The sequence below is a fragment of the Streptomyces sp. NPDC090106 genome, from assembly GCF_044747265.1.
Classification (GTDB): domain Bacteria; phylum Actinomycetota; class Actinomycetes; order Streptomycetales; family Streptomycetaceae; genus Streptomyces.
Window position 1 is genome coordinate 180,489 of record NZ_JBIVDS010000014.1, and the last position, 24,645, is coordinate 205,133.

At 71.9% G+C, this 24,645-nt stretch carries 22 protein-coding genes; 10 read left to right on the forward strand and 12 right to left on the reverse strand.

Features of this window, described 5'->3' with window-relative positions:
- Window positions 1–21: 21 nt before the first annotated feature.
- The 4 genes from ACIPSE_RS36965 to ACIPSE_RS36980 all read right to left on the reverse strand — a co-directional run bounded on the left by ACIPSE_RS36965 (window position 22) and on the right by ACIPSE_RS36980 (window position 3,534).
- A complete protein-coding gene (locus tag ACIPSE_RS36965) occupies window positions 22–885 on the reverse strand; it encodes a 1,4-dihydroxy-6-naphthoate synthase (protein ID WP_401671709.1) in 864 nt (287 codons plus the stop codon).
- Entirely contained in the window at window positions 882–1,523 is a 642-nt protein-coding gene (locus tag ACIPSE_RS36970; RefSeq protein WP_401671712.1) for a futalosine hydrolase, read from the reverse strand. The genes ACIPSE_RS36965 and ACIPSE_RS36970 overlap by 4 nt, the downstream gene beginning before the upstream one ends.
- A 13-nt stretch (window positions 1,524–1,536) precedes the next feature.
- Window positions 1,537–2,061 carry a hypothetical protein gene (locus ACIPSE_RS36975; protein ID WP_401671714.1) on the reverse strand — a complete coding sequence of 175 codons (525 nt, stop codon included), beginning with the start codon at window positions 2,059–2,061 and terminating at the stop codon, window positions 1,537–1,539.
- A gap of 75 nt (window positions 2,062–2,136) precedes the next feature.
- A complete protein-coding gene (locus ACIPSE_RS36980) occupies window positions 2,137–3,534 on the reverse strand; it encodes an MFS transporter (RefSeq protein WP_401671717.1) in 1,398 nt (465 codons plus the stop codon).
- Window positions 3,535–3,825: 291 nt separating this feature from the next.
- On the opposite strand from ACIPSE_RS36980, the gene ACIPSE_RS36985 reads away from it, so the two are divergent.
- The 4 genes from ACIPSE_RS36985 (at window position 3,826) to ACIPSE_RS37000 (ending at window position 9,318) form a co-directional block, all read left to right on the forward strand.
- The gene (locus ACIPSE_RS36985; RefSeq protein ID WP_401671719.1) at window positions 3,826–4,752 is read left to right on the forward strand and encodes a DUF3027 domain-containing protein; all 927 of its coding nucleotides are present in this window, start codon (window positions 3,826–3,828) and stop codon (window positions 4,750–4,752) included.
- Window positions 4,753–4,906: 154 nt separating this feature from the next.
- Window positions 4,907–8,026 carry a sacsin N-terminal ATP-binding-like domain-containing protein gene (locus ACIPSE_RS36990; protein WP_401671722.1) on the forward strand — a complete coding sequence of 1,040 codons (3,120 nt, stop codon included), beginning with the start codon at window positions 4,907–4,909 and terminating at the stop codon, window positions 8,024–8,026.
- 199 nt (window positions 8,027–8,225) lie between these two features.
- The gene (locus tag ACIPSE_RS36995) at window positions 8,226–8,357 is read left to right on the forward strand and encodes a hypothetical protein (RefSeq protein WP_401671724.1); all 132 of its coding nucleotides are present in this window, start codon (window positions 8,226–8,228) and stop codon (window positions 8,355–8,357) included.
- Window positions 8,358–8,403: 46 nt separating this feature from the next.
- Window positions 8,404–9,318 (forward strand): hypothetical protein, encoded by a 915-nt coding sequence (locus ACIPSE_RS37000; protein WP_401671727.1) that lies wholly within the window; start codon window positions 8,404–8,406, stop codon window positions 9,316–9,318.
- Between the two features lie 158 nt (window positions 9,319–9,476).
- On the opposite strand, the gene ACIPSE_RS37005 is transcribed toward ACIPSE_RS37000, so the two are convergent.
- The gene (locus ACIPSE_RS37005; protein ID WP_401671729.1) at window positions 9,477–11,870 is read right to left on the reverse strand and encodes an HAD-IC family P-type ATPase; all 2,394 of its coding nucleotides are present in this window, start codon (window positions 11,868–11,870) and stop codon (window positions 9,477–9,479) included.
- Window positions 11,871–11,940: 70 nt separating this feature from the next.
- On the reverse strand, window positions 11,941–12,204 hold the full coding sequence (locus ACIPSE_RS37010; protein ID WP_401671732.1) for a DUF2530 domain-containing protein: 264 nt from the start codon (window positions 12,202–12,204) through the stop codon (window positions 11,941–11,943).
- 143 nt (window positions 12,205–12,347) lie between these two features.
- Here ACIPSE_RS37010 and ACIPSE_RS37015 point away from each other — a divergent pair, with 143 nt between their 5' ends.
- Window positions 12,348–13,745 (forward strand): NCS2 family permease, encoded by a 1,398-nt coding sequence (locus tag ACIPSE_RS37015; RefSeq protein ID WP_401671734.1) that lies wholly within the window; start codon window positions 12,348–12,350, stop codon window positions 13,743–13,745.
- Between the two features lie 30 nt (window positions 13,746–13,775).
- On the opposite strand, the gene ACIPSE_RS37020 is transcribed toward ACIPSE_RS37015, so the two are convergent.
- Window positions 13,776–13,958: a ribbon-helix-helix protein, CopG family gene (locus ACIPSE_RS37020; RefSeq protein ID WP_401671735.1), complete on the reverse strand. Its 183-nt coding sequence runs from the start codon at window positions 13,956–13,958 to the stop codon at window positions 13,776–13,778.
- A gap of 151 nt (window positions 13,959–14,109) precedes the next feature.
- Here ACIPSE_RS37020 and ACIPSE_RS37025 point away from each other — a divergent pair, with 151 nt between their 5' ends.
- Together ACIPSE_RS37025 and ACIPSE_RS37030 are read left to right on the forward strand one after the other, a co-directional pair.
- Complete coding sequence (locus ACIPSE_RS37025) at window positions 14,110–14,547, forward strand: MarR family winged helix-turn-helix transcriptional regulator (protein ID WP_401671738.1); 438 nt, start codon at window positions 14,110–14,112, stop codon at window positions 14,545–14,547.
- A gap of 27 nt (window positions 14,548–14,574) precedes the next feature.
- The gene (locus ACIPSE_RS37030; RefSeq protein WP_401671741.1) at window positions 14,575–15,918 is read left to right on the forward strand and encodes an MFS transporter; all 1,344 of its coding nucleotides are present in this window, start codon (window positions 14,575–14,577) and stop codon (window positions 15,916–15,918) included.
- Window positions 15,919–15,975: 57 nt separating this feature from the next.
- On the opposite strand, the gene ACIPSE_RS37035 is transcribed toward ACIPSE_RS37030, so the two are convergent.
- Window positions 15,976–16,494 (reverse strand): GNAT family N-acetyltransferase, encoded by a 519-nt coding sequence (locus ACIPSE_RS37035; protein WP_401671743.1) that lies wholly within the window; start codon window positions 16,492–16,494, stop codon window positions 15,976–15,978.
- Between the two features lie 25 nt (window positions 16,495–16,519).
- Here ACIPSE_RS37035 and thpR point away from each other — a divergent pair, with 25 nt between their 5' ends.
- The gene (thpR, locus tag ACIPSE_RS37040; protein ID WP_401671745.1) at window positions 16,520–17,098 is read left to right on the forward strand and encodes an RNA 2',3'-cyclic phosphodiesterase; all 579 of its coding nucleotides are present in this window, start codon (window positions 16,520–16,522) and stop codon (window positions 17,096–17,098) included.
- Window positions 17,099–17,622: 524 nt separating this feature from the next.
- Here thpR and ACIPSE_RS37045 read toward each other — a convergent pair.
- A complete protein-coding gene (locus ACIPSE_RS37045; RefSeq protein ID WP_401671747.1) occupies window positions 17,623–18,612 on the reverse strand; it encodes an aldo/keto reductase in 990 nt (329 codons plus the stop codon).
- A gap of 5 nt (window positions 18,613–18,617) precedes the next feature.
- A complete protein-coding gene (locus tag ACIPSE_RS37050; protein WP_401671749.1) occupies window positions 18,618–19,328 on the reverse strand; it encodes a GDSL-type esterase/lipase family protein in 711 nt (236 codons plus the stop codon).
- Between the two features lie 95 nt (window positions 19,329–19,423).
- Between ACIPSE_RS37050 and ACIPSE_RS37055 the strand changes: the two genes are divergently transcribed.
- Complete coding sequence (locus ACIPSE_RS37055) at window positions 19,424–20,404, forward strand: WD40 repeat domain-containing protein (RefSeq protein ID WP_401671751.1); 981 nt, start codon at window positions 19,424–19,426, stop codon at window positions 20,402–20,404.
- 188 nt (window positions 20,405–20,592) lie between these two features.
- A complete protein-coding gene (locus tag ACIPSE_RS37060) occupies window positions 20,593–22,110 on the forward strand; it encodes a cellulase family glycosylhydrolase (RefSeq protein WP_401671753.1) in 1,518 nt (505 codons plus the stop codon).
- Window positions 22,111–22,163: 53 nt separating this feature from the next.
- Here ACIPSE_RS37060 and serC read toward each other — a convergent pair whose 3' ends face one another.
- Together serC and ACIPSE_RS37070 are read right to left on the reverse strand one after the other, a co-directional pair.
- Window positions 22,164–23,282 carry a phosphoserine transaminase gene (gene serC / locus ACIPSE_RS37065; protein WP_401671755.1) on the reverse strand — a complete coding sequence of 373 codons (1,119 nt, stop codon included), beginning with the start codon at window positions 23,280–23,282 and terminating at the stop codon, window positions 22,164–22,166.
- A gap of 88 nt (window positions 23,283–23,370) precedes the next feature.
- Complete coding sequence (locus ACIPSE_RS37070) at window positions 23,371–24,624, reverse strand: cytochrome P450 (RefSeq protein WP_401671758.1); 1,254 nt, start codon at window positions 24,622–24,624, stop codon at window positions 23,371–23,373.
- Window positions 24,625–24,645 lie beyond the last annotated feature (21 nt).

A 24,645-nucleotide genomic window follows, 5' to 3' on the forward strand; every position in this document is an offset into this window, starting at 1 on the left:
CGGTGGAGAAAACCTGGATTTCTAGGGGAATTGCAGTGCGTCCGGGCCGAGGGGCGGAACGAGTCCCTCGGCCGCCGCGCGGGTGAGCAGTCCGCGGACGGCCGCGTAACCGTCCTCGCCGAGTTCGGCGGTGAACTCGTTCACGTACAGCCCGATGTGCTGGTCGGCGACGGCCGGGTCCATCTCCTGGGCGTGCTCCATCACGTAGGGGCGGGAGACCTCCGGGTCGTCCCAGGCGGCGCGGACGGACGTACGGATGGAGTCGGCGAGCCCGGTCAGCGCCTCGGCGCCCAGTGAGCGCTTCGCGATGATCGCGCCCAGCGGGATCGGCAGCCCGGTCGTCGACTCCCAGTGCTCGCCCATGTCGGCCAGCTTGTGCAGCCCGTAGTTCTGGTACGTGAAGCGCGCCTCGTGGATGACGAGCCCCGCGTCGACCTTCCCGTCCCGCACGGCCGGCATGATCTCGTGGAACGGCATCACGACGATCTCGCCGACGCCGCCGGGGACCGTGTCCGCCGCCCACAGCCGGAACAGCAGATACGCCGTCGACCGCTCGGACGGCACCGCGACCGTGCGGCCGGTGAGGTCCGCGCCCGCCTCGCGCGTCAGCACCAGCGGCCCGCAGCCCCGCCCCAGCGCGCCCCCGCAGGGCAGCAGGGCGTACTCGTCGAGCACGTACGGCAGCACGGCGTACGACACCTTCAGCACGTCGAGCTCACCGCGCTCGGCCATGCCGTTGGTGAGGTCGATGTCCGCGAACGTGACATCGAGGGCGGGCGCCCCGTCGACGCGGCCGTGGGCCAGGGCGTCGAAGACGAAGGTGTCGTTGGGGCAGGGGGAGTAGGCGATCCGCAGCGCGGCGCTCTCGTCGTTCTTCGTGGTCATGATTGCCTCCAACCGTCCAGTACGGGTACGAGCTTCCCGAATCCGGTGCCCAGTGCGCCGAGCGCGTCACCGATCCGCCAGGCCGCGCGGTCCCGGGGGCCGACCGGATTGGACACGGCGCGCACCTCCAGCACCGGCACCCCGTGCAGCACCGCCGCCTCGGCGACCCCGAACCCCTCCATGGCCTCGGCGAGCGCGCTCGGGTGACGCCGCCTCAGCAGTGCCGCGCGCTCGGCGGTCCCGGTCACCGTGGAGACGGTGAGGACGGCGCCCGTGCGCGCCCCGGTGGCCGCCGCGGCCTCCCGGACGAGGGCCGGCGGCGGACGGTGGGTGACGGTCCCGAAACCGAGCTCGGTGACGGGCAGGAAGCCGTCGGGGGTCTCGGCTCCCAGGTCGGCCGCGGTGATCTCGTCGGCGACGACGAGCGAGCCGACGGGCGCGTCGGGCACGAAGCCGCCCGCGATGCCCGCCGAGACGACCAGGCCGTAGGGGGCGCGGGCGAGGGCGGTGGCGGTGGCCGCGGCGGCGAGCGCGGGGCCCACACCCACCGCGAGGACGTCCAGGTCCGCGGCCCCCTCGCACGCGCGAGCCACCGCGTCCCGTTCGGCCGGGACGGCGGTGGCTACGAGGATGCGCATGACGCGTCGCGGATCAGGCGTCGGCGTTGACGAGCTTGAAGTTCCACACGCCCTTGTACTGCTCGCTGACCCCGCTCTTCGTCTTGTCCTGCTGGACGACGGAGATGTACAGCTGCTTCGGCGCGGCCTGCCCCGACTGCTCGGAGAACAGGTCGACGCCCTGGAACGAGTAGTACGTCTTCTTGTAGACCGGCGTGACCTGCTGGCCGTTGAGCCACAGCGCCCAGCCGGTGTCGGCGATCTCGGGGTCGACACCGATGCGCAGGGTCTCGGACTGCGTGACCTCGATGGAGTCGGTCGCCTTCTTCAGCGCGCACTTGGTGGCCTTGGCCTGGCCGAGGTTGTCGCCGCCCTCGTAGCAGGCGGCCTCGGTGCTGAGCGTGTTCGTGCCGAAGGTCACGGTGGCACGGGGCGTCGGCTTGTCGCAGGCCGACAGGACGAGCAGTCCGGCGGAGACGGCACCGGCGACGGCGACGGCGCGGCGGCGTCGCACGGCGCGGAGTGCAGGAGCGGCTTCGCCGCGGGGCTTCACGGTCATGGCCGAAGGCTATCGGGCGCGTCCCGTGCTCCCTTTACGTGGGGTGCGGCGTGCCCCGATCGTCACTCGGCCTCGTTACTCCACGCGCGTGCGCGGCCCGTGCCCCTGACGGGCCGAGCCGAGCAGCCCCTTCACGGTCGTCAGCCAGCCCGCGGCGACGAACGCGGCGCCCACCGACAGGCCCAGGGTGCCGTTCAGCGGCATGACGATCCCGACGGCGCCGCCGAACACCCAGGCCATCTGCAACAGGGTCTCCGAACGGGCGAACGCGGACGTCCTGACCTGCTCGGGCACGTCCCGCTGGATCAGCGCGTCCAGCGACAGCTTCGCCAGCGCCTGGCAGAACCCGGCGACCGCGGTGAGCACGGCCACCAGGAACGCGCCGAAGAACACCGCCGCCGTGATCGCCGTACCGAGGACGCACGCGACGACCGTGACGATGATGATCTCCGGGGCGCGGGAGCGCAGCCAGGCCCCCATCGCGGTGCCGATGGCGTTGCCCACGCCGGCCGAGACGGCGACTATCCCGAGCGAGACGGCGGCGCTCTGCCCGGACAGCGGGTGCTCGCGCAGCAGGAACGCCAGGAAGAAGATCAGGAAGCCGGACAGACAGCGCAGCGAGGCGTTGGCGCCGAGGGCGTGGGTGACGGCGATACCGACGGTCCGCAGCCCCGGACGCTTGACCGGCTGCCGGTGCGGGCCGTGCAGATGGTCCTCGTCGGCCGCGAGCAGCGCGAAGTCCTCGCCCTTGGCCGAGTCGACCTTCGGCGGCAGCGTGAAGGACAGGAACGTCCCCGCCACGAAGATCACGAACGCGCCGTAGAGCGGCCAGCGCGGCCCGAGGGACTGGAGCCCGGCCGCGACGGGCGCGGCGATGCCCGTGGCGAGGAGCCCCCCGAGGGTCACCCGGGAGTTCGCCTTCACCAGCGAGAAGCGCGGGGGCAGCAGCCGCGGCACGACGGCGGATCTCACCACCCCGTACGCCTTGGAGGCGACCAGCACCCCGAGCGCCGCCGGGTACATCTCCAGGCTTCCCGTGATGACCGCCCCCGACAGGACCAGCGCGAGCAGGGCCCGGGCGAGCATGGCGCCGGCCATCGCGGCACGGCGGCCGTGCGGCAGCCGGTCCAGCAGGGGGCCGATCACGGGGGCCAGGACGGTGAAGGGGGCCATCGTGATGGCGAGGTAGAGGGCGACACGCCCGCGCGCCTCGTCGGTGGGCACGGAGAAGAAGACGGTGGAGGCGAGGGAGACGGTGATCATGACGTCCCCGGCGCCGTTGACGCCGTGCAGCTCGATCAGTTTGCCGAGGCCGGACTCGCCCGCTCCGTGCGCGTGCGTGGCCTTGCGGATGCCACGCGCGGGGCCGGTGACGGGCAGGTGCAGGGCACGCCCGACCGACCGCAGGGAAGCCCGGCTCCTGCCGTTCCCCTTGATCCCGGTGGCCCCATGGGGCGTCTTCGCGGCTGCCACGACGTTCATAGTGCCCCGAGAGTGGCGTTCGTAGTGCGGTTACCGCGCGTATGTCCCCTCATTCACAGAGGTCCGCACGGAGCGCAGGGGTGGTAAACGTCCCGTCGGTGTAGGCCGTACGCACGCGAGCAGGTAGCGTGCGTATCTCAACCATCCCGCAGAATGGATGGCAGGTGCGCCCGAGCGTGAGCGGGCGCGGACGTCGACGCGGTCCCTCGGTCCGCTCCGTCCGCCCCACCGCGCTTTCAGGCAGGCGCACCAGAGAGACGGCGTAGGAGAGAAGCGATACCTGTGAGCGCAGCGAGCACGCGAAGCCGCACCCCCGACCGCCTGTGCACCGAGGCCGTCGACCTCGCCCGCGCCGCAGCCGAGGAGGCGGCGGCGCCCGGGGTGGTCGGCGAGCACTCGGGTGCCGTCTCCGAGGGCGACCGGGTGGTCACCCACTTCTTCGAGTGCAAGGAACTCGGCTACCGGGGCTGGCGCTGGGCCGTCACGGTGGCGCGGGCCTCCCGGGCGAAGAACGTCACCCTGGACGAGGTCGTGCTCCTGCCGGGGCCCGACGCGCTGCTCGCCCCCGAATGGGTGCCGTGGAGCGAACGGCTGCGCCCCGGCGACATGGGACCGGGCGATCTGCTGCCCACCGACGCCGAGGACCTGCGCCTGGAACCCGGCTACTCCGGCGAGGACGAGCCGGAGCCGGACTCCGCGGTCTCCTCGGAGATGGCCGAGCTGGTCGAGGCGGAGGACGCGGAGGTCACCGCGGGCGCCCCGGCGCATCTGCCGCTGGCGCCCACCCGGGGCTCCATCGCGGCGGTCGCCGAGGAACTCGGCATGCGCCGTGCCCGCGTCCTGTCCCGCTACGGCCTGCACGTCGCCGCGGACCGCTGGGAGGAGGCCTTCGGCTCCAAGACCCCCATGGCCCAGGCGGCCCCCGCCACCTGCGTCAGCTGCGGCTTCCTCACCCCGATCGGCGGCAGCCTCGGCCAGGCCTTCGGTGTCTGCGCCAACGAGTTCGCCCCGGCGGACGGCCGGGTCGTCTCCCTCGCCTACGGCTGCGGCGGCCACAGCGAGGCGGCCGTCATGCCCAAGCCGCCCCGCCCCGCCCCGCCCGTGGTCGACGAGACCAAGGTCGACGCCTTCCCCCTGCGCCCGTCCCCGGACTCCGGCTCGGTCCCGGTGACGACGGACGCGGACACGGCGGAACTGGGCCACTCCTAGCCCTCGCCCACCTCCTCTCCAGGGCTTGTCCTCCGGGGCGGGCCCCGGCTCCGCCCGGGTCGTCGCGGGTGCCGTCCGCCGCGCCTCACCGCGGTGAGAGCCGTGCGGTGGGGCGCGGTACCTTCGTCGTCACGCCGACGAGGAGAGTGTGAACGTGAGCAAGTTCGTGCGGCCCGCTGCCGAGGGTGCCGATCCTTTCGGGACCGCCCGTCTTCGCCGGGGCGTGCTCGACGCCTGGGCCACCAGCCCCGCCCGGTTCCGGGAGGACGCCAACGCCGAGGAGGACCTCGTCCTCGGCGGGTACCGGGACCGGCTCGTCGTCGAGCTGGCCCAGAACGCCGCCGACGCCGCCGCACGGGCCGGCGTGCCCGGACGGCTCCGGCTCACCCTGCGCGACTCCGTCCTCGTCGCCGCCAACACGGGCGCCCCGCTGGACGCGGCCGGCGTCGAGTCGCTCTCCACGCTCCGCGCCTCCGCCAAGCGCGACAACTCCGTCTCCATCGGCCGCTTCGGCGTCGGCTTCGCCGCGGTCCTCGCCGTCACCGACGAGCCCGCCGTCGTCGGCCGGCACGGCGGCGTGCGCTGGTCGCTCGCCGAGGCCCGCGACCTGGCCCTGGAGACGGCCGCCGGCAGCCCCGGCCTGGGCGACGAGATCCGCCGCCGGGACGGCCATGTGCCGCTGCTGCGCCTCCCGTTCGCCGCCGAGGGCACCGCCCCCGACACCTACGACACCGCCGTCATCCTCCCGCTGCGCGACACCGCCGCCGTCGACCTCGCCGAGCGGCTCCTGAAGGCCGTCGACGACGCCCTGCTGCTGGCCCTGCCCGGCCTGGAGGAAGTCGTCGTCGAGACCGACGGGGAGCGGATCGTCCGGCGCCGCGCCGAAGGACCCTTCACCGTCGTGGAGGACTCGCGCGAGGGCACCACCCGCTGGCGCACCGTCTCCGCGCACGGCCCGCTCACCCCCGAACTCCTCGCCGACCGGCCCGTGGAGGAGCGGCTGCGCCCCCACTGGTCCCTGACCTGGGCGGTGCCCGTGGACGCGGACGGCGCCCCCGCCGCCCCCCGCACCAGCCCCGTCGTGCACGCCCCCACCCCCAGCGACGAGCCGCTCGGCGTGCCCGCGCTGCTCATCGCCTCGTTCCCGCTCGACCCCACCCGGCGGCACGCCGCCCCCGGCCCGCTGACCGACTTCCTCACCGGGCGCGCCGCCGACGCCTACGCCGAACTCCTCGCCGCGTGGCGGCCGGTGGGCCCGGGGATCATCGGCCTGGTGCCCGGACCGCTGGGCAAGGGCGAGCTGGACGGGGCGCTGCGCGCGGCCGTCCTGGAGCGGCTGCCCCGCACCTCCTTCCTGCCGCCCGCCCTGAAGCCCGCGGGCGACCCGGACGACGAGGACCTCCCGGAGTCGCTGCGCCCCCGGGACGCCGAGGTCGTCGAGGGCGCGGGCGCCGACACCGTACGGGTGCTCGCCGAGGTCCTGCCCACCCTGCTGCCCGCCGGGCTGGAGCGCCGCGCCGAGCTGCGCACCCTCGGGGTCGCCCGGGTCCCGCTGACCGACGCCGTGGACCGCCTCGCGGGCCTGGAGAAGGACCCCGGCTGGTGGCGGCGGCTGTACGACAGCCTCGCCGGCGTCGACCCCGACCGGCTCTCCGGCCTTCCGGTGCCGCTGGCCGACGGGCGGACGACGATCGGGCCCCGCCAGGTCCTGCTGCCCACGCCGGACGACGGACGCATCGAGCCGGAGGCCCTCGCCCGGCTCGGTCTGAAGGTCGCCCACCCCGACGCCGCCCACCCGCTGCTGGAGAAGCTCGGCGCGCTGCCCGCCACCCCCCGGGCGGTCCTCACCACGCCCCAGGTGCGGGCCGCGGTCGCCGCGTCCCTCGACGACGACGGCGGCGCCTGGGACGAGGACGCCCCGGACGCCGAGGAACTCGCCGACATCGTCCTGGCGCTGGTCCGCGACGCCGGCCTCGAACCCGGTGACGAACCCTGGCTCGGCGCCCTCGCGCTCCCGGACGAGGACGGGGAACCGGCCCCCGCCGGTGAACTCGTGCTGCCCGGCAGCCCCTTCCACCAGGTCATGCGGGAGGGCGAACTCGCCGCCGTCGACGCCGAGCTGGCCGAGCGCTGGGGCGAACAGCCGCTGGCCGCCTGCGGGGTCCTCGCCGACTTCGCCCTGGTGCGCGCCTCCGACGTGGTCCTGGACCCCGACGAACTGGAGCCCCGCGACTCGGACTTCGCCGAACCCGACGACGCCGGACTGCTGGACGCCGTCGACGTGTGGAGCGAGGACGTCCTCGACCGCTTCCCCGACTCGCCGGTGCCGCCGGTCGCCACCGAGCTGATCGCGGTCCGGGACCTGGACCTCGTCGACGAGGACAAGTGGCCCCAGGCGCTGGCCCTGCTGTCCCGGCCGCCGCTGCGCGACGCGCTCACCCAGCCGGTGCGCGTCCTGCTCGCCGACGGCACCCACGAGCTCGTCCGGCCGTACACGGCCTGGTGGCTGCGCGGGCACCCGGTCCTCGACGGACGGCGCCCCGCCGGTCTCCTCGCCGCCGGGGGCGACCCGCTGCTGCGCGGACTGTACGAGGAGGCCGACGCCACCGGGTTCGACGACGAGCAGGTGCTGCGGGCGCTCGGGGTGCGCACCTCGGTGGCGGCGCTGCTGGACGAGCCGGGCGGCGCCGCCGAACTGCTGGAGCGTCTCGCCGACCCGGACGCGGAGGTGACCGGCGCCCAACTGCACGCCCTGTACGGGGCGCTGGCCGACCTGGACCCCGAGCAGGTCACGCTGCCGGACGACGTGCGGGCGGTGGTGGACGGCCGGGTGGAGGTCGTGGACGCGGCCGACGCGGTCGTCGTCGACTCGCCCGATCTGCTGCCGTTCACCGCGGGCGTGCCGCTGCTGCCGGTGCGTCCGGCGCGCGCCGCCGAGCTGGCCGAGCTGTTCCAGGTGCGGCGGCTGAGCGAGTCCGTCACCGCGTCGGTGGACTCCGTGGGCACCGAGCACGACGTACCGGAACCGGTGCGGGTGCTGCTGGGACCGCGCACCCCGGACACCTATGTCGAGCACGAGGAACTCGTCGTGGACGGCGTGGAGATCGACTGGCGGCTGACCGGCGACAAGGTGCTGCACGCCGCGACCCTGGAGGGGGTCGCCGCCGGGCTCGCCTGGGCGGCCGGGCAGTGGCCGCGGCGGTTCGAGGTGGCGGCGCTGCTGGAGGACCCGTCGCGGACGGCGGAACTGGCGCGCGACCGCTGGTTCGACTGATCCGCCCGGACCGGCCGGCCGGAGTGCGGGGGTCCTGAAAACTCCCGCACAAATTTCTCACGACTCGTACAACCATTCACCTCCGACAGCGATCTGATCATGTGAGTCAACAGACTCACGAGATCACTGGGGCCCCGGCGGGACGACGAGCCGTGGGGGACGAGCACCACCTGGGCCCCTGTGCGTACACGGGGATCGCATGCGCATACGAGCCATCGGGGCTGCCTCCATCGGCGTCCTGACGCTGTCCGCCCTCGCCGTCGCGACCGCTCACGCGGGCGAGGGGCAGGGCTTCACGGCCTCCGAGCCGGCCTGTGGCGCGGTGAAGTAACCCGGCGCTCCCCTCTCCTTCCACCTTTTCTCTCCGAAGGACACACATGCGTATACGCGCCACCGTGGCCGCCGTCTCCGGCGCCCTGGCCCTGTCCGCCCTGGCCGTCCCGGCCGCGCAGGCCGCCGACACCCCGAAGGTCCCGGCCTCCATCGCCGCGGCCTCCCAGGTGGCCCACTCCCTCGGCGGCACCACCACGTTCGCCTCCTCGGTGAGCGGCACGCCGTACGAGCTCGACGCCTCCTTCTCCAACGTGAAGGTCAACAACGCCAAGAACGTCGTCGTCGGCACCACGGCCGTCGTCAAGGTTCCGGTCTCCTTCACGCTGAACCACGCCGCGGACGTCGACATCTACGCCGACGACTTCTTCGGCGGCATCGAGATCTACCGCGGCACGGACTACGTCAACGCCATCTGGTGGTTCGACAGCGGCGACGCGACCTGCTCCGACCCGTCCGGCACCTCCGCCAGCTGCACCGCCACCATCGCGGTCGACCCGGCCGAGCTGCTCAACGAGGACGCCGGTTCCTGGAAGGCGGCCGGCTTCGCCGTCGCGTTCAACGATGAGGACCTGGAGAACCCGAACCTGGACAACGTCGGTGTCGCGATCACCGACAAGACCAACTCCCTCAAGGTGCAGCGCCTGTCGAAGCTGACGGTCAACGCCTCCCCGGAGCCGGTCAAGAAGGGCAAGACCATCACGGTCACGGGCAAGCTGACCCGCGCCGACTGGAACAACACCAAGTACGCGGGCCTGCCCGCCGGCCAGGCGGTGAAGCTGCAGTTCCGCAAGAAGGGCTCCAGCACCTACACCACCGTCAAGACCATCAAGACCACCACCGGTGGCGCCCTGAAGACGACGGTCAAGGCCGCGTCCGACGGTTACTGGCGCTACGCCTACGCGGGCATCACCAGCACCGCCCCCTCCACGGCGACGGGCGACTACGTCGACGTGAAGTAGCCGACGCCCCGCTGAGCCCAGCGGTACGTTCCGAGGCCGGTCCCGGGGTTTCCCGGGGCCGGCCTCGTTCTTTCAGGGGCGCGGGGAACCGCGCGAACGGCCACGACGGGCCCGCGGTCGACCGCCGGGCCCGGCAGCCCCCGTCCTCCCGCGGAGCGTCACGCGGGGAAGCGGCGGTCGACCCATCTCCACAGGAACTCCAGGACGGCCGCCGACACCGCCGAGATGGCCACCGCCAGCCAGGGCATGGTCACCCCGACGAGCTTCAGGGCGAAGAAGTCCTGGAGCCACGGCACCACCAGCACCAGCAGGAACCCGGCCCCCATCGAGGCGACCAGCAGCACCCGCCACCAGGTGTAGGGCCGGGCCACGATCGCCAGCACCCACATGGAGATCAGGAACAGGGTCAGCGTCGCCACACTCGTCTCCGCGCCCAGCGAGCCGGAGCCCGTGTAGTGGTGACGGGCGATCAGGTACGTCACGAAGGTCGCCACCCCGGCCACCAGCCCGCCCGGCACGGAGTACCGCATGACCCGCCGCACGAAGTGGGGTTTCGCGCGCTCCTTGTTGGGGGCGAGGGCGAGGAAGAAGGCGGGGACGCCGATGGTCAGCGTCGACAGCAGGGTCAGATGGCGGGGCAGGAACGGGTACTCGATCTGCCAGCACACCACCAGCACGGCCAGCAGCACCGAGTAGACGGTCTTGACCAGGAACAGCGTCGCCACCCGGGTGATGTTGCCGATGACCCGGCGCCCCTCGGCCACCACCGAGGGCAGCGTCGCGAAGCTGTTGTTGAGCAGCACGATCTGCGCGACGGCCCGGGTCGCCTCCGAGCCCGACCCCATGGACACCCCGATGTCGGCGTCCTTGAGGGCGAGGACGTCGTTGACGCCGTCGCCGGTCATCGCGACGGTGTGCCCGTGGGACTGCAACGCGCCCACCATGTCCCGCTTCTGCTGCGGGGTGACCCGCCCGAACACGGTGCCCTCGTCGAGGGCCCGCGCCATCTCCTCGCGGTCGGCGGGCAGGTGCCGCGCGTCGACCGTCGCCCCCTCCAGGCCCAGCTTGGCGGCGACCGCGCCCACGGACACCGCGTTGTCACCGGAGATCACCTTCGCGCTGACGTCCTGCTCGGCGAAGTAGCGCAGGGTGTCGGCGGCATCGGGCCGCAGCCGCTGCTCCAGCACGACGAGCGCGGCCGGAGCGGCGCCCCGGGCGACCTCGGGATCGTCCAGGTCCCGGGCCGCCCGCGCCAGCAGCAGCACCCGCAGCCCCTGTTCGTTGAGCCGCCCGGTCTCCGCGAGCGCCGGGTCGTCGGCGCCGAGCAGCACGTCCGGGGCGCCCAGCAGCCAGGTGCTGGTCACGCCGCTGCCCTCGCTGAAGGCCGCCCCGCTGTACTTGCGGGCGGAGGAAAAGGGGAGCGACTCGGTGCAGCGCCAGTCCTCGGCGTCCGGGTAGGCCTCGATGATCGCGGCGAGGGAGGCGTTGGGCCGCGGGTCGGACTCCCCGAGGGCGCCCAGCACCTTGCGGACGTAGGCCTCGTCGCTGCCGTTCAGGGGCCGCAGCTCGGTGACGTCCATGCCGCCCTCGGTCAGCGTGCCCGTCTTGTCGAGGCAGACGGTGTCGATGCGGGCGAGCCCCTCGATGGCGGGCAACTCCTGGACCAGGCACTGTTTCCGGCCAAGCCGGATGACGCCTATGGCGAAGGCCACGGAGGTGAGCAGGACCAGCCCCTCCGGGACCATCGGGACGATCCCGCCGACCGTGCGGGCGATGGCGTCCTTCAGTTCGTTGTTCTTGACGACCAGTTGGGTGATGACCAGACCGGTCGCGGCCGGGATCATCATCCACGTCACGTACTTGAGGATGGTGGAGATGCCGGAGCGCAGCTCGGAGTGGACGAGCGTGAACCGGGACGCCTCCTCGGCGAGCTGGGCGGCGTACGCCTCGCGGCCCACCTTGGTCGCCCGGAACGCGCCGCCGCCCGCGACGACGAAACTGCCCGACATGACCTGGTCCCCGGGCCGTTTGACCACGGGGTCGGCCTCGCCGGTGAGCAGGGACTCGTCGATCTCCAGGCCGTCGGCCTCGACGCACTCCCCGTCGACCACGGCCTTGTCGCCGGGTCCGATCTCGATCAGGTCGTCCAGCACGATCTCGGAGGTGCCGACCTCCACGGCCGCGCCGTCGCGCCGTACCGTCGGGCGGGCCTCGCCGATCACGGCCAGGGAGTCCAGGGTCTTCTTCGCCCGCCACTCCTGGATGATGCCGATGCCGGTGTTGGCGAGGATGACGTATCCGAACAGGCTGTCCTGGAACGGCGCGACGAACAGCATCACCAGCCAGAGCACGCCGATGATCGCGTTGAACCGGGTGAAGACGTTGGCCCGCACGATGTCGGCCATGGACCGGCTGCTGCGCACCGGCACGTCGTTGATCTCACCGCGCGCGATCCGCTCGGCGACCTCGGCCGAGGTGAGTCCGCCCACGCTCACGGGGACGGGTACGGGATGCACAGGATCGAGTTCGGCGCCCGCGTCGATGTGCGTCATGCACTCGACGGTACGTGCGGATTTACGGCTTCACCCGCCGAGTGCGCGGAAGATCCGACCTGCGGATGAGCTAGGGGCTTTCGTCTCCTACCGCGGTCGCCCTCTTGATGGCCGCGTCGCGCCTGCGGACGTAGTAGACGCCGATCAGTCCGAGGCCCCCGCCGGCCAGGCAGGTCCACAGCCACCACAGGCGCCCGTGGTCGTCGAACCAGCCGTAGAAGGGGAGCTGGACGAGGAAGAGGGCGAACCAGAGGATCGTGCCGCCGGTGATGGTGGCGACCACGGGGCCCTCAAGGGGCTCCGGCGCCTCGTGCGTGGGTGTCCACTTCGCCATGGACACAGCTTACGAGGCGGTCCCGGCTGGGCCGACACGGTCGTCCGCTCCCGGGTCTACGCGCGGAGATAGCTAACGGGCGGTTTATGTGTTCATACTGAAACGGTTTGCTCCTGACCGGTTCTGTTCGTAGGAAATGCCAAATGCCCACCACGGCCCTCGACCGCTACTTCAAGATCTCGGAGCGTGGCAGCACGCTCGCGCGTGAGGTCCGCGGTGGTTTCGCCACCTTCTTCGCGATGGCCTACATCATCGTGCTGAACCCGATCATCCTCGGCAGCGCGAAGGACATGTACGGCCATCAGCTCGACAACGGCCAGCTCGTCACCGCCACCGCCCTGACCGCCGCCTTCACCACCCTCCTCATGGGTGTCATCGGCAACGTCCCGATCGCCCTGGCCGCCGGCCTCGGCGTGAACTCGGTCGTGGCGCTCCAGCTCGCGCCCCGGATGTCCTGGCCCGACGCGATGGGCATGGTCGTCCTGGCCGGCTTCATCGTGATGCTGCTGGTCGCCACCGGTCTGCGCGAGCGCGTGATGAACGCGGTGCCCTTCGGGCTGCGCAAGGCCATCTCGATCGGTATCGGCCTGTTCATCATGCTGATCGGACTCGTCGACTCCGGCTTCGTCTCCCGCATCCCGGACGCCGCCCAGACCACGGTCCCGCTCCAGCTCGGCGGCGACGGTCACCTCAACGGCTGGCCGGTGCTCATCTTCGTGCTGGGCGCGCTGCTCACCCTCGCGCTGATCGTCCGCAAGGTCCCCGGCGCGATCCTGATCTCGATCGTCGCCATGACCGTCCTCGCGATGATCATCGAGGCCGTCGCCACGGTGCCGTCCTGGGGTCTGACGACCCCGAAGTGGCCCGGCAACCCGGTCGCCAGCCCCGACTTCGGCCTGGTCGGCGACTTCAGCCTCTTCGGCGGCTTCGGCAAGGTCGGCGTGCTGACCGGCATCCTGTTCGTCTTCACGGTCCTGCTGTCGTGCTTCTTCGACGCGATGGGCACGATCATGGGCGTCTCCGACGAGGCCAAGCTCACCGACGCCGACGGCCAGATGCCCGGCATCAACAAGGTCCTGTTCGTCGACGGCCTCGCGGTCGCGGCGGGCGGCGCGAGCAGCTCGTCGGCGACGACCGCCTTCGTCGAGTCCACCGCGGGCGTCGGCGAGGGAGCGCGCACCGGCTTCGCCAACCTGGTCACCGGCGGCCTCTTCGTCGTCGCCCTGTTCCTGACCCCGGTCGCCACGATGGTCCCGTCCCAGGCCGCCACCCCGGCGCTGCTCGCGGTCGGCTTCCTGATCCTGGCCGGTTCGGTCAAGGAGATCGACTGGGCCGACCACACGATCGCGATCCCCGCCTTCATCACCATGGTGATGATGCCGTTCACCTACTCCATCACCAACGGCATCGGCATGGGCTTCATCACCTTCGTGGTGCTGCGCCTGGCGGCCGGGCGGGGCAAGGAGATCCCCGCCGCGATGTACGTCGTCTCCGCCGTCTTCGCCTTCTACTACCTGATGCCGGCCCTGGGCCTGACGTAGGAAGGGCCCCGCCCGGGGCCCGGACGGGCTCTAGGTGCGCCCGTAGAACTTCTCTGTCTCCTCGACGGCGGTCTGGAACCGCTCGTCGAAGTCATCTCGAATGAGCGTCCGGACGACATAGTCCTGGACGCTCATTCCCCTTTTGGCCGCATGGTCCCGGAGCCGGTCGAGCAGCTCCCCGTCTATCCGCAGGCTGAGCACGCTGGTCCCCATGGACACGAGGGTCCGGGTCGCGGAGGCGCGCCGTTCACTTTCCGCTTCCGTCTCACCCGTACGAGTGATGATCCGGTTTCAGTGGCGGGACTCACGGGAATCGATGCGCACACGAGCTTGTTTAGCGAGAGTAATGAGTTACCCTAAAGAGATGCCGGACCTTACCCATGGCGACGACGACGCCGCCGTGAACTCCCTGCGCTCAGCCGTGATGCGACTGTCCCGCCGACTCAAGCACCAGCGGGTCGACGAATCGCTCAGCCCGACCGAGATGTCGGTCCTGGGCACCCTGTCCCTGTGCGGCCAGGCCACCCCGGGCGAACTCGCCCGCAAGGAGCACGTCCAGCCGCCGTCGATGACCCGCATCGTCGCGCTGCTGGAGGCCAAGGGTCTCGTCCGGCTGGAGCCGCACCCCGAGGACCGGCGCCAGAAGGTCGTCACGAAGACGGAACAGGCCGAGGCGATGCTCGCCGAGAGCCGCGCCAAGCGCAACGCCTTCCTGGCCACCCTCGTCGACGGTCTCGACGAGGACGAGTGGGCGAAACTGCGCGCCGCCGCCCCCGTGCTGGAGAAGCTCGCCCACCTGTAAGCCGCGCCACGAGGAGGCGAACCCACGTTGAGTACGGGATCCGGAGCAGCTTCCGCCCCCGCACCGTCCGTCACCACCCCCGTCGGGGACACCCGCAAGTCCTCGATGTTCAGTTCCCTGAAGATCCGCAACTACCGGCTGTTCTTCGCCGGCCAGGTCGTCTCCAACACCGGCACCTGGATGCAGCGCATCGCTCAGGACTGGCTGGTCCTCAGCCTCACCGGCTCCGCGACCGCCGTAGGTGTCACGACGGCCCTCCAGTTCCTGCCGATGCTGCTCTTCGGCCTCTACGGCGGCGTCCTGGTGGACCGGCTCCCCAAGCGCCCCACGCTGCTGGTCACCCAGTCGGCGATGGCGCTCACCGGCCTCGCGCTCGCCTTCCTCACCCTGACCGGCCATGTCGAGGTCTGGCACGTGTACCTGGCGGCGTTCGCCGTCGGACTCGCGACCGTCGTCGACAACCCGGCCCGGCAGACCTTCGTCTCCGAGATGGTCGGCCCCGAGCAGGTGCAGAACGCGGTCAGCCTCAACTCCGCCAACTTCCAGTCCGCCCGGCTCGTCGGCCCGGCCGTCGCCGGTGTCCTGATCACCGGGGTCGGCACCGGATGGGCGTTCCTGCTCAACGGCCTCAGCTTCGTTGCGCCCATAGCCGGACTGCTCCTCATGCGCTCGCGCGAGCTGCACGCCGTCGAGCGCTCGCCGCGCGGCAAGGGCCAGCTGCGGGAGGGACTGCACTACGTCGCCGGGCGGCCGGACCTGATCTGGACCATCGTCCTCGTCGGGTTCGTCAGCACCTTCGGCTTCAACTTCCCCGTGTACCTCTCGGCCTTCGCGGACGACGTCTTCCACGCGGGAGCCGGTTCCTACAGCCTCTTCAACATCATGATGGCGCTGGGCTCCCTCGCGGGCGCCCTGCTCGCCGCCCGTCGCGGCACCGCCCGGATGCGGGTGCTGGTGGCGGGGGCGGTCGCCTTCGGCGCGCTGGAGATCGTGGCCTCGCTCGCCCCTGAGCTGTGGCTGTTCGCCCTGCTGATGGTCCCCATCGGCATGTTCGGCATGACCGTCAACGTCACCGCCAACAGCAGCGTCCAGCTGGGCACCGACCCGGCCATGCGCGGCCGGGTCATGTCCCTCTACATGATGGTGTTCATGGGCGGCGCGCCGCTCGGGGCGCCCATCGCGGGCTGGATCACCGACGCGTACGGGGTCCGGGCCGGGCTGGCCGCCGGCGGTGCCGTCGCCGCGGGGGCCGCGATCGTGATCGGGCTCGTGCTGGCCCGGGTCGGCAACCTCAGACTGGCCGTGGGCTGGCACCGCGGGCATCCGCAGGTGCGTTTCGTGCCGCGCGAGGAACTGGCCGCGGTGGCGTGAGCCCTCGCTTTCGGGACGTCCGTCCCCGCACCCCTCGGCCGGGGTGCGGGGACGGTGTCACACCCGGCGGGCGAGCAACTGGCCCGGCCAGTTCCGCTCGCCGACGGTGAACGCCTCCACCCGGGAGAAGCCTTCGGCCTCGTAGTACCGCACCAGCTTGCCGTCGTCCCCGGCGTAGCAGTCCACCCGCAGCAGGGAGACCCCCGCCCGCCGGGTCTCCTCGGCGGCGTGGGCGAGCAGGGCACCGCCGATGCCGTGGCCGCGGTAGCGGCGGTCGGAGGCGAGCCAGTGGATGTAGCGCTCGGGCTCGCCGGGGTCCAGATGGGCGAGATAGGCGCCGGGCCCGTCGGTGAGGGAGAGCGTCGCGACGGGCACCCCGTCGGCCTCGGCGAGAAAGGTGGCGTCCTCCCGCAGGTACCGGGTCACCGACTCGACGGTCCCGGCGTTCCGCGACAGCGGCTGCGTCCCCCACTGCCCGGTGCGGCCCTGCGCGACCAGCCACTCCACGCTGCTGTCGAGCATGCCGAGTATCGCGGGGATGTCGTCGGGAGTGCCGTTCCTGATCGTGATCTCCATGCGCCCATGGTGGCAGGGTGAGGCCATGAGACTCTTCGCGGCCGTGCTGCCGCCGCCGGACGTGGCCGCCGAACTCGCCGACGCCGTCCAGGCGTTGAGGGCACTGCCCGGCGCGGACGAGCTGCGCTGGACCGGCCGCCCGGGCTGGCACTTCACGCTCGCCTTCTACGGCGAGGTCGACGACGGCACCGTCCCGGACCTCACCGCCCGCCTGGCCCGGGCCGCCCACCGCACGGCCCCCTTCCCGCTCGCGCTGCACGGGTCCGGACAGTTCGGCCGGGGCCGCGCCCTGTGGACCGGGGCGACCGGCGACACCGACACCCTGCGCCTCCTCGCGGCCCGCACGGAGGCCGCCGCCCGCAAGGCAGGCGTCCCCATGGCCGACCACCGCCGCTACACCCCCCACCTCACCCTCGCCCGCAGCCGCACCGACACGGACGTGAGCCCGTACGTCCGGACACTCGCCCCCTTCACCGGCCGCACCTGGACGGCCGACGAGCTGACCCTCGTCCGCAGCAACCTCCCGGTGTCGGGGGTGGCCGGGGAGCAGCCCCGCTACGAGCCGGTCGCCCGGTGGCCCCTGAGCGGCCCACCGTCCGCCTGACAGCCACACGCCCGTCCCCGCCCCGGCGTGCAGCGACCCGCCGGGGCCCGGGGCGCGACCCCGCCACGGAAGTCGGGGCTTGTGCGGGGTGGTCTGCCGGTGTCGGGGGTGGCGGGGGAGCGGCTCCGGTGCGGGCTGGTCGCCCGTCGGTCCTGGGGCGGGCCGGTCTTCGGATGAGGCCGGCCCCGCGGCCGGTGTGGCTTCGAGGCGGGGGTCGGTGGGCGCAGGCGCTCCCGGGGCTTGGGCGGGCCGGACGGTGGTGGGGGTGCTCGTGGGGCTGAGCGGGTGGAGTCCGTCGGCGGGGGAGTCGGTGCTTGTGCGGGGGCGATCCGCTGGTGCCGGGGAGCGGAGCCGGTACGGGGCACTCGATCGTCGGCCCCCGGGCGGGGGGGCGTTAGGGTCGGTGGCGTGGATCCCAAAACCCGGAACCGGATCATGGCCGGTGCGCTCGTGCTGATGTTCGTCGTCGTGGCCCTCGCGGCGGCCCTCGGGAAGTGAGGGCCGCCGCTGTCAGGGGCGGACGGTCACCAGGCGAAGGCCTCCGGTGACGGGCCGGGGCCCGGGAAGATCTCGTCCAGCGCGGTGAGGACGTCCTCGCCGAGGTCCAGCTCGCTCGCCCGGACCGCCGAGGCGAGCTGTTCGGCCGTGCGCGGGCCCACGATCGGGCCGGTCACGCCCGGCCGGGTCAGCAGCCAGGCCAGCGCGGCCTCGCCCGGCTCCAGCCCGTGCTTGTCGAGCAGATCCTCGTACGACTGGATCTGCGCGCGCACCGCGGGATCGGCGAGCGCCTCCGCCGTACGGCCGGACGTGCGCCGGCCGCCCTGGACCTCCTTCTTGATGACCCCGCCCAGCATGCCGCCGTGCAGCGGCGACCAGGGGATCACCCCGAGCCCGTACTCCTCGGCCGCCGGGATGACTTCCATCTCGGCCCGCCGCTCGAAGAGGTTGTACAGGCACTGCTCGCTGACGAGCCCGACCCGGCCGTGCGCCTTCGCGGTCTCGTTCGCCTGGGCGATCTTGTAGCCGGGAAAGTTGGAGGATCCGGCGTACAGGATCTTGCCCTGCTGGACCAGGGCGTCGATCGCCTGCCAGATCTCCTCGAAGGGCGTGTCACGGTCGACGTGGTGGAACTGGTAGACGTCGATGTGGTCCGTGCGCAGCCGCTGGAGGCTGGCGTCGACCGCCCGCCGGATGTTGAGCGCCGAGAGCTTGTCGTGGTTGGGCCACGCGGGCCCGTCGAGGCCCATGTTGCCGTACACCTTGGTGGCGAGGACGACCTTGTCGCGCCGGTCGCCGCCCTGTGAGAACCAGTTGCCGATGATCTCCTCGGTCCGGCCCTTGTTCTCGCCCCACCCGTAGACGTTGGCCGTGTCGAAGAGGTTGATTCCCGCGTCCAGCGCCGCGTCCATGATCGCGTGCGAGTCGGCCTCGTCGGTCTGCGGACCGAAGTTCATGGTCCCGAGGACCAGTCGGCTGACCTTGAGTCCCGTACGTCCGAGCTGTGTGTACCTCATGACCGTCAAGCCAACGGCGTGGAGTGCGCTCTAGGCAAGTGCCCGCCGGTGTACGGCTCGCCCAGGGCCCATGCCTGGTGCATCGCGTCCGCGAAGGCCGCCGCGATGCGGTGTTCGCCCGCCGTGTTGGGGTGGGTGCCGTCGTAGGTGTCGTGGCGGAAGTCGTACGACGGTGGCGGGGAGGCGAGCAGGAGCGGGGAGCGGGGCTCGTCCAGGTCGGCGGCCGTCTTCGCCAACAGCTCGTTGAACCGGGCCACTTGGGCGGCGAAGAGCGGGTCGTCCTCGGCCTTGGTGTTGTGGATCACCGGCAGCAGCACCATCCGGACGCGGGGGTCGGCCCCGCGCGCCTCCGCCACGAAACGGCGGACGTTCTCCGCGGTCTGCTCCGCGTTGGTGTAGAAGCCCAGGTCGATCAGGCCGAGCGAGACGAGCAGGACGTCCGCCCGGTGGGCGCGGACCGCGTCGCCGATCAGGGGTGCCATGTGGAGCCAGCCCTCGCCCCAGCCGGCCAGATGGGCGCGGGGGAAGTCCGGGTCGGCGTACGCGTGGGACGTCGGGGTGTCCGTGGCCTTGTCGTGGAGCGTCTCGCGGGGGCCGACCAGGGTGAACGGGCCGCCGTACGTGTCGCGCAGGTGTTCCCAGAGGCGGTAACGCCATGTGTGTTCGCCGGCGCTGCCGATGGTCATGGAGTCACCGACGGGCATGAACCTGAGCATCCGCTCATGATGGACGATCTCCCGGGGCGGCAGGGGGTGACGAGGTGTGAGGCCGGACACGCACCCGGCCCCCGGCGGATGGCAGGCTTGGCCGTATGCGCCGACCGCTCGCCCTGTTCGCCGGGGTCCTCCTCACGGGTGTCTTCGCCCTGCTCCCCGCCGCCGCGTCCGCCGCCGACGGGGACGACGGGTTCACCATCACCGACCCCAGGATCACCGAGTCCAGCGGCCTCGCCGCCTCCCGGCAGCATCCGGGCGTCTACTGGACCCACAACGACCAGGACAGCGGCAGCTATCTGTACGCCGTCGACAGTTCCACCGGGAAGACGGTCGCCCGGATCACGCTCGCCGGGGTCGGGCAGCAGCGGGACGTCGAGGCGATCTCCATCGGGCCCGACAACGAGATCTACGTCGGGGACATCGGCGACAACGACGGCGTCTCCTGGCCGTACGTGTGGATCTACCGGCTGCCCGAGCCCAAGAAGCTGGTGGACCAGACGGTGCGGGCCACGCAGTACGTCGTGAAGTACACCGACGGTTCGCGCGACGCCGAGTCGATGGTCGTGCACCCGAAGACCGGGCGCGTGTACATCATCGACAAGCAGGAGGACGGCGGCCATCTCTACGCGGGGCCCGCCGAGCTCTCCGCCTCCGGCACCAACGTCTTCGAGCCGGTCGCCCCCATCGACCTGTGGGCCACCGACGCCGCGTTCTCCCCCGACGGGCAACAGCTGGTCGTGCGCGGGTACTTCGGGGGGATCTGGTACGACTGGAACGGCGGGAAGCCGGAGCGGAAGGGGCGGATCAGTGTGCCCCTGGGGCAGGGGGAGTCCGTCTCCTACTCCGCCGACGGCACGAAGATCCTCCTCGGCATGGAGGGCGCCGACAGCGAGGTCGAGGCGCAGGACGCCCCCGGCGACGCCGGTTCCGGGTCCAAGTCGCCTTCGGGCGGCGGGAGTTCCGCGCAGTCCGGTGACGACGACGGCGGCGGTGTGAAGGTCGGCGCCGTGGCCGTGGCGGCCGTCGTGCTCGCGTTCCTCGGGCTGCGCCGGCTCCTGCGCCCCCGGCGTGAGTGACGTCCCCGGCGTGAGTGACGTCCCCGGCGCGAGTGACGCCCCCGCCGGGGTGCCCGGGGACCGGTCCGGGCGGCAAGTGACGTCAGGTGTCTTGACGTGTCCCAGTGACCTGACTTCCATAGGAGACGCGGGAAGTGGGAGCGCTCCCATCCGTTCCGGGCCCGCGGCTCCCGAGAGGAAGCAGCGACATGTTCCGCACCTTGCGAAGAGCGTTGTGCGCGGCGGCGCTTCTCCTGCCGCTCCTGGCCGGCGCTCCGGCGGCCCAGGGCGCCGAGGCCGAGGTCCAGGCCGAGGCCGGTGCCGGCTACTGGCACACCAGCGGCCGGCAGATCCTGGACGCGGCCGGACAGCCGGTCCGGATCGCCGGGATCAACTGGTTCGGCTTCGAGACCTCCAACCACGTGGTCCACGGCCTCTGGTCACGCGACTACAAGAGCATGATCGACCAGATGAGATCGCTGGGCTACAACACCCTCCGCATCCCGTTCAGCGACGACATCCTCAAGTCCGGCACCGTCCCCGACAGCATCGACTTCAGCGGCGGCAAGAACGCCGACCTCCAGGGTCTGACCTCCCTCCAGGTCCTGGACCGGATCGTCGCCTACGCCGGCCAGGACGGTCTCAAGGTCGTCCTGGACCGGCACCGGCCCGACTCGGGCGGCCAGTCGGCGCTCTGGTACACGGCGGCGGTGCCGGAGTCGACCTGGATCGCCAACCTGCGCGCGCTCGCGACGCGTTACCTCGGCCAGGACACCGTCATCGGCATCGACCTGCACAACGAACCCCACGACCCGGCCTGCTGGGGCTGCGGGGACACGGCCCTGGACTGGCGGCTGGCCGCCCAGCGGGCCGGCAACGCCGTCCTCGCCGTCAACCCGGAGCTGCTGGTCTTCGTGGAGGGCGTGCAGACCGTGGGCGGGGTCTCCGGGTGGTGGGGCGGCAACCTGATGGGCGTCGCCCAGTACCCCGTGCAACTGGACGTGGCGAACCGGGTCGTCTACTCCGCCCACGACTACGCGACCAGCGTGGCGCAGCAGAGCTGGTTCAGCGACCCGTCCTTCCCCGCCAACATGCCGGGCATCTGGGACAAGTACTGGGGCTACATCTTCAAGCAGAACATCGCCCCGGTCTGGGTCGGCGAGTTCGGCACCACGCTCGCCTCCACGGTCGACCAGCGCTGGCTCGCGGCCCTCGTGGAGTATCTCCGCCCCACCGCGACCTACGGCTCCGACTCCTTCCACTGGACCTTCTGGTCCTGGAACCCCAACTCCGGTGACACCGGGGGAATCCTGAAGGACGACTGGCAGACCGTGGACACGGTGAAGGACGGCTATCTGGCGAGCGTGAAGGCGCCCGGCTTCCCGGCGGGCGGCGGTGGCGGAGGAGGCGGTGGCGGGGGCTCCGCGGCCGCCTGCACCGCCGCCTACACCGTCAGCAGCGACTGGGGCGGCGGCTTCAACGCCGAGGTGAAGGTGACCAACTCCGGGAGCACCGCGCTCAGTTCCTGGAAGGTGAGCTGGACCTGGAGCGGCGCGCAGCAGGTGACGAACATGTGGAACGCGTCCTACACCCAGTCCGGTGCGACGGTGACGGCGGTGAACGCCGCGCACAACGGGGCCGTCGCGGTGGGTGGTTCGGCGAGCCTCGGGTTCGGCGGGGCGCCCGGGGGCGGAGGCGTGCCGAGCGTGACCTGCACGGCCACGTGAGAAAGGGCGCCCGGTGTGCTCACCGGGCGCCCCTCACCGTCGTACGGGGACGGCTACAGCTTCTCGATGACGTAGTCGATGCACCGCGTCAGCGCCTCGACGTCCGCCGGGTCGATCGCCGGGAACATGGCGACGCGCAGCTGGTTGCGGCCGAGCTTGCGGTACGGCTCGGTGTCGACGACGCCGTTGGCGCGCAGCACCTTGGCGATCGCGGCGGCGTCGATCTCGTCCGCGAAGTCGATCGTGCCGATGACCTGGGAGCGCTTGGCCGGGTCCGTGACGAACGGGGTGGCGTGCTTGGACTCCTCGGCCCAGCCGTACAGGCGGGTGGAGGAGTCCTTGGTGCGGCCCGTCGAGAAGGCGAGGCCGCCCTGGCCGTTGATCCACTTCAGCTGCTCGTTGAGCAGGAAGAGGGTCGAGAGGGCCGGGGTGTTGTACGTCTGGTTCTTGCGGGAGTTGTCGATCGCGGTGGGCAGCGAGAAGAACTCCGGGATGTGCCGGCCGGAGGCGTGGATCCGCTCGGCACGCTCGATCGCGGCGGGGGAGAAGACGCCGATCCACAGGCCGCCGTCGGAGGCGAAGGACTTCTGCGGGGCGAAGTAGTAGACGTCCGTCTCGGCGATGTCGACCGGGAGGCCGCCCGCGCCGGAGGTGGCGTCGACCAGGACCAGGGAGCCCTCGTCCGCGCCCGCGACGCGCTGGACGGGCGCGGCGACACCGGTGGAGGTCTCGTTGTGGGTGAAGGCGTAGACGTCGACGCCCGCCTCGGCGGCCGGCTCCGGGTGGGTGCCCGGGTCGGAGGCGATGACGGTCGGCTCGGCCAGCCACGGGGCGAGCTTCGCGGCCTTGGCGAACTTGGAGCTGAACTCGCCGAAGTTCAGGTGCTGCGACCTGTTCTCGATGAGGCCGTGCGTCGCGACGTCCCAGAACGCGGTGGAGCCGCCGTTGCCGAGGACGACCTCGTAGCCCTCGGGGAGGGAGAACAGCGCACTGATGCCCTCACGGACCTCGCCGACCAGGTTCTTCACCGGGGCCTGGCGATGGGAGGTGCCGAGCAGGGACGTACCCGTAGCGGCCAGGGCGTCCAGCGCCTCCGTCCGCACCTTGGAGGGGCCCGCGCCGAATCGACCGTCGGCGGGCTTGATGTCAGCGGGAATCTGGATCTCAGCCACGAGCCGGAGGGTATCGCCTCGGTGAAACGGGACGGAAACGTGTCCGTTCGATGAGACGACGGCCTCCGGCTCGTGGACCGGTGAGGAGCTACGGCAGACGGGGGTCCGCGTCGGGCGCGCCGAGCCGGACGGGCAGTTCGAACAGGTCGTTCTGGGTGACCACCGGCTTGTTGCGGAGCTCGGTCGCGGGGATCGCGAGGTCGAGGGCGGGGAAGCGCTCGTAGAGGGCCGGGAGGGCGACGCCCGCCTCCAGTCGGGAGAGGGCCGCGCCGGGGCAGACGTGGGGGCCGTGGCCGAAGGAGATGTGGCGGTTCTCCGAGGTGCGGGAGACGTCGAAGTCGCCCGCGGAGGGGCCGTGGGCCTTCTCGTCGCGGCCGATCGCGGCGTACGACACGATCAGTGCGTCACCCGCGGGGATGACCTTGTCGCCGACCGGGACGTCCTCCGTGGCGAAGCGGATCAGGACGTGCGAGGTGGGCGTGGAGTGGCGCAGGGTCTCCTCGACGACCGAGGACCAGTCGACCTCGCCGGCCAGGACCAGGGCCCGCTGGTCGGGGTGGAGGGAGAGCTGGACCACCGCGTTGACGATGAGGGAGATCGTCGTCTCGTGGCCGGCCGCGACCATGAGCTGGAGCGTGGAGACGATCTCCTCGTCGGTGAGGTGGTCGCCGTCCTCCGAGGCCTGGATGAGGGCCGAGGTCAGGTCGTCCCCCGGCTCCGCGCGCTTGGCGGCGACCGTCTCGGCCATGATGCCCGCCAGCTCCATCAGGGTGGCGATGACCTCCTCGGGCGGGGTCTGCGTCGAGAAGAACTTCTCGAACAGCTCCTTCAGCCGCGGCAGCCTCTCCTCGGCGAGGCCCATCAGGTCGGCGATGACGTACATCGGCAGGGGGTAGGCGAAGACCGACTTGAGGTCGACGACGTCCCCCTCGGTCTTGGCGAGGCTGTCGAGGAGCCCCTCGGTGAGCTTGGTGATGCGCTCCCGCATCCGCTCCACCCGGCGCGGGGTGAGTGCCTGGGCGACCAGGGTGCGCATCCGGCGGTGGTCGGCGCCGTCCACGGTGAGCATGGAGCGGCCCGGGTTGGCGAGCCCGATCAGCGGCCAGTCGGCGGGGATCTCGCCGCGCCGCCAGGCGCCCCAGACCTCGATGTCCTTCACCAGGCGTGGATCGGTGAGCAGCTGTTTCGCCTCGGCGTGGTGGGTCACCGCCCAGACGGGGACCCCGCCGGGGAGTTCCACGGCGGCCAGCGGCCCGGCCTCGCGGAGCCTGGTGCTCTCGCCGTCCAGGTCGGTGACGAACGGGTCGAGGGCGATGCGGGTCTCTTCGGTGCCGGTGCTCATCGGGGCGCCTCCATGGGCAGG